General features: G+C 66.3%; 3 protein-coding genes. 2 read left to right on the plus strand and 1 reads right to left on the minus strand.

Going from position 1 to position 4,603, the window contains the following annotated elements; all coding sequences use genetic code 11:
* Window positions 1-160: 160 nt before the first annotated feature.
* Window positions 161-667 carry a disulfide bond formation protein B gene (locus ACTJJM_RS21055; RefSeq protein WP_043401431.1) on the plus strand — a complete coding sequence of 169 codons (507 nt, stop codon included), beginning with the start codon at window positions 161-163 and terminating at the stop codon, window positions 665-667.
* A 34-nt stretch (window positions 668-701) separates the two neighbouring features.
* Here ACTJJM_RS21055 and ACTJJM_RS21060 read toward each other — a convergent pair whose 3' ends face one another.
* Entirely contained in the window at window positions 702-2,825 is a 2,124-nt protein-coding gene (locus ACTJJM_RS21060; RefSeq protein WP_440865949.1) for a TonB-dependent receptor, read from the minus strand.
* Window positions 2,826-3,042: 217 nt separating this feature from the next.
* On the opposite strand from ACTJJM_RS21060, the gene ACTJJM_RS21065 reads away from it, so the two are divergent.
* On the plus strand, window positions 3,043-4,434 hold the full coding sequence (locus ACTJJM_RS21065) for a class II 3-deoxy-7-phosphoheptulonate synthase (RefSeq protein ID WP_010483972.1): 1,392 nt from the start codon (window positions 3,043-3,045) through the stop codon (window positions 4,432-4,434).
* Window positions 4,435-4,603: the final 169 nt, after the last annotated feature.

A 4,603-nucleotide genomic window follows, 5' to 3' on the forward strand; every position in this document is an offset into this window, starting at 1 on the left:
CCCCCCCCCCCCCCCCCCCCCCCCCCCCCCCCCCCCCCCCCCCCCCCCGCTACCTGCGGCACAATGCGACCCACACCGTTCCGACAGGCGTCACCTGTGACGGTTCAGACGGCGCGCACTCTCGGTTACGCTTGGCGCCTGATCCATTCGAGCGTTGACGATGAATCCACTGCGCTGGCCCTTCCGCGCCCAGTTCTTCCTGGGCTTCCTGATCTGCGCGGGCCTGCTTGGCTACGCGATCTTCCTGCAGCTGAAGATGGGCCTGGAGCCGTGTCCGCTGTGCATCTTCCAGCGCTTGGCCTTCGCCGCGCTCGGCCTGCTGTTCCTGATCGGCGCGCTGCATGGTCCGTCCAATCGCCCCGGCCGCGCGACCTATGGCGTGCTGGCCTTCATTGCCGCCGCAGTGGGTGTCGGCATCGCCGCGCGCCACGTCTACGTGCAGATGCTGCCGCCGGAAATGGGTTCCACCTGTGGCCCGCCGCTGGCCTTCCTGAGCGAGACCATGGGCCCGCTGGAAGTGTTCCGCACCGTGCTGACCGGTACCGGCAACTGCGGCAACATCGACTGGACGTTCCTGGGCCTGACCATGCCGATGTGGTCGGCCGTGTGGTTCGTGCTGCTGGCGCTGTGGGCGCTGGTGGTGTCGCTGCGCAAGGTCAAGCGCTGAAGCAGGGCAGTGCCGGCCGCCGGCCGGCACTACCTCAGAAGTCCTGCTGCAGGCTCAGGTAAGCGCCACGGCGCGGCCCCCACTGCGGGGCGAACACGCCGACACCGCCGCCATCGCGCAGCTGGTAGCTGCGGTCCAGTGCGTTGATCACGGCCAGCTGCACATGCAGCGGATGACCGCTGTCGGCGTTGAAATCGTGTCCGGCGCTGAGATTCACCTGCAGGTAGGACGGCAGCTCGCCACCATTGGGCACGCCCTCAATGTCCGAACGCAGGCCGCTGCCGAACACGTAGTTGGCCCCGATCCGGTTGTGCCCGGCGAAGGCGTAACTGAGGCCACCGGACGACGTCAGCTTCTGGTCGTGGTCGAGGTGGATCCAGTGGTTGGCCACATAGGCCAGCGCGTCCGGATCGAGGTTGTACTGGCCGGTGATGACGTCGGTACCGATGGCCTTGTTCAGCGCGGCGTTGAAGTAGGCGCTGAACGGACCGTTGCTGTAGTCGGCACTGAACTCCAGGCCGCGGATATGGCCACGGCGATAGTTGAAGGTCGAATAGATGTAGGCGGCGCCGAACTGGCCTTCGTCCTGCAGGCGGGCGACGCGTCGGTCATACGCATCCAGGCCCAGGGTCAGGTGCTCGCCCAGTTGCTGCGAGACGCCGATGTCGTAGTAGTCGCTGCGCTCGGCCAGCGGCGTGTTGTTGCCGCCGCTGGGCTGCTGGTTGGTGGTGCCGTCGTATAGCGCGATGTCGCTGCTGGCGATCAGTTCGCTGGCCGGTGGCGTGAAGTAACGTGAATAGCCGGCGTGCACGGTGGTGCTGTCGCTGGCATTCCAGACCACGCCCACGCGCGGGCTGAGCTGGCCCTCGGTGTGGCCGAAGGCTTTGTAGCGGTCGCCACGCAGGCCGTAGTTCGCGGTCCAGTCGTCGCCGAGCTTCCATTCGTCCTGCACGTACAACGCCAGCGTGCTGGCATGGAACGCGCTGCGGTCAGGTATCAGCAGCGGTGTGGTGCTGGACTGCTGGCCGGCATCATCAACCGGGAATACCCAGCTGTTGTTGCTGGCCCGCGCGTTCTCGTAGTTGCCGTACAGGCCGTAGCGCAATGTGTGGTCGTTGCCCAGTGGGGTGGAGAAGTCGGCCTGCAGGGTGTTGGCGCGGTTGCTGCGCTGGACCTGCGAGGCGACGCCGCTGAACACCAGATCGCCGACCACATCAGGATTGAAGCCGACATCGCTGTAACGCTGCCCGGCCGAGACCTGGTAGGCGGTGTCGCCCAGTGTGCCCTGCAGCACCAGCATGCCGAAGCGCGTGGTCTCGCGCTGGGTCTCATCCAGCTGGCTGGAATCGAAGGTGGTGGTGTCCAGGTAGCCGAACTGCGGCGTCTGGCCGGGGTTGACCGGAATCTGGAAGCGGTTGTTGGCGAAGCCGGCGAACACGCTCAGGCAGGTGGTGTCGTTGACCAGATAGGTCAGGTCGGCGAACGCCTTGCCTTGGTGGGTATCGTCATGCTCCGGCTTGCGCGAACGGGTCGGGTTCTCCAGGCCGACTTCGTTCTGATCGTAGTTGCCGGTCAGGAACCAGCTCCAGCGCCCCTGCGAGCCCCACCATGAGGCATTCGGATTGACCTTGCCGAACGAGCCGGTGGTGATGCCGACGCTGCCGCCATTGCCGAGCTCGGCGCCGCTGCGGGTGGTGATGTCGACCACCGCGGCGGTGCGCTCGCCGAACTGTGCTGGCAATGCCCCGTCCATCAGCCGGATGCTCTTGATCGTGCGCGCATCCAGGGTCTGGCCGAAGCCGGAGATCGATTCGGGCAACAGCACGCCGTTGATGCGGTACTGCAGATTGGCGTGGTCGCCGCGCACGTGCACGCCGCCATAGGAATCCTGGACCACGCCCGGCGCCTGCAGCAGCACCTGGCTGAGCGGCGCGGAGGCGCCCAGCGGCTGCTTCTGGATGTCCTCGGCGGTGATCTGGTACTGGCTGCTGCCGATGTCCGGCGACAGTGCGTTGCGGGCCTGGTCGAGTTGGGCGCTGACGGTGACCGTGTCGAGATCCTTCACGGGAGCGGCGGCATCGGCGGCCACAGCGAGGGAAGGCAGGCTGGCCAGGGTCAGGGCGAAGGTGATGCCGGTAGCGAGCAGGGAGGGCTTCATGGCGGATACGCTGTGGAAGGGGCCAATGGGGATTGAGTGTTACTTCGTAACAATGCGTGGCGAATCATGCGCCTGTCCGGCTGGCCGTGAGCATGCCGCTTTTGGCCGGTCGCGATGCCCTTTCCCCGGCGTTCAGTCATGTGCAGACGACGTTCGACCCTTTGCGACAGCGGTCGGCTCTGCGACCATGAACGTCTCCCACCTCCGGAAGCCTGCAATGAGCCTGTCCGCCGTTTCGCCTGTCCCCGATCCCGTCGCAGCGGCCACCGGCGCTGCCTGGTCGCCGGAGAGCTGGCGTGGCAAGACCGCGCTGCAGATGCCGACCTATCCGGACCCTGTGGCGCTGGACGCTGCCCTGCACGAGCTGAAGCGGCTGCCGCCGCTGGTCACCTCGTGGGAGATCCTGGCGCTGAAGCAGCAGCTGGCCGAGGCCCAGGAGGGCAAGCGCTTCCTGCTGCAGGGTGGCGACTGCGCCGAGAATTTCAGCGACTGCGAATCGGGCACCATCTCCAACCGCCTGAAGGTGCTGCTGCAGATGAGCCTGGTGCTGGTTCACGGCCTGCGCCAGCCGGTGATCCGCGTCGGTCGTTTCGCCGGCCAGTACGCCAAGCCGCGTTCGGCCGATACCGAGACCCGCGACGGTGTGACGCTGCCGAGCTACCGCGGCGATGTGATCAACGCGCCGGCCTTCACCGAGGCGGCGCGCCTGCCGGACCCGAAGCGGATGCTGCAGGCCCACGCGCACTCGGCGATGACGATGAATTTCGTGCGTGCGCTGATCGACGGTGGCTTCGCCGACCTTCACCACCCCGAATACTGGAACCTGGAATGGGTAAGCCACTCGCCGCTGGCCGCCGAGTACCAGAAGATGGTGGCCTCGATCGGTGATGCGGTGCACTTCATGGAGACCCTGGCCGGGGCCCGCGTGCACAACCTCAACCGCATCGATTTCTACACCTCGCACGAGGCGTTGCTGCTGCCCTACGAGCAGGCGCTGACCCGGCAGGTGCCGCGCCAGCAGGGCTGGTTGAACCTGAGCACGCATTACCCGTGGATTGGCATGCGCACCGCTGCGCTCGATGGCGCACACGTGGAATACCTGCGTGGCGTGCGCAATCCGATCGCGATCAAGGTCGGCCCATCGGTGACGCCGGACCAGCTGCTGCGCCTGATCGACGTGCTCAACCCGCATGACGAACCGGGCCGCCTGAGTTTCATCCACCGCATGGGTGCGGCGCAGATCGCCGAGAAGCTGCCGCCGCTGCTGGATGCGGTCAAGCGCGATGGCCGTCGCGTGCTGTGGGTGTGCGATGCGATGCATGGCAACACCGAAAGTACCGCCAACGGTTTCAAGACACGTCGCTTCGACAATGTGCGTGGCGAAGTGGAGATGTCGTTCGATCTGCATGCGGCCGCAGGCACGCGCCTGGGGGGGGTGCACCTGGAGCTGACCGGCGAGGACGTGACCGAATGCACCGGTGGCGCACGCGAGCTGACCGAGCGTGATCTGGAGCGCGCCTACCGTTCGACCGTGGACCCGCGGTTGAACTACGAGCAGTCGCTGGAGATCGCGATGGCGATCGTGCGCAAGCAGGAGCAAGTGCGGTAAGGGTTTTTCGGCAGGGCTTGCAGCCCTGCACCTGCCCAGAATCCGAAGCAACAGCAACAGCAACAGCAACAGCAGAAGCGGCATTCCGTGGGATGGCGGGGCGGTGTGGGTGGTCAGGACACGCCGTAAACCCGTCCATGGGGGCTCGATGGCGCCATCCATGGCGCCA

The organism is Stenotrophomonas sp. 22692 (genome assembly GCF_052045015.1).
Taxonomy (GTDB): domain Bacteria; phylum Pseudomonadota; class Gammaproteobacteria; order Xanthomonadales; family Xanthomonadaceae; genus Stenotrophomonas; species Stenotrophomonas geniculata.

What these genes read in the sequence shown, in the direction of transcription:
- ACTJJM_RS21055 (WP_043401431.1), top strand. Translation starts at nt 161, where the DNA reads ATGAATCCACTGCGCTGGCCCTTCCGCGCCCAGTTCTTCCTGGGCTTC.
- ACTJJM_RS21060 (WP_440865949.1), bottom strand. Translation starts at nt 2,825, where the DNA reads ATGAAGCCCTCCCTGCTCGCTACCGGCATCACCTTCGCCCTGACCCTG.
- ACTJJM_RS21065 (WP_010483972.1), top strand. Translation starts at nt 3,043, where the DNA reads ATGAGCCTGTCCGCCGTTTCGCCTGTCCCCGATCCCGTCGCAGCGGCC.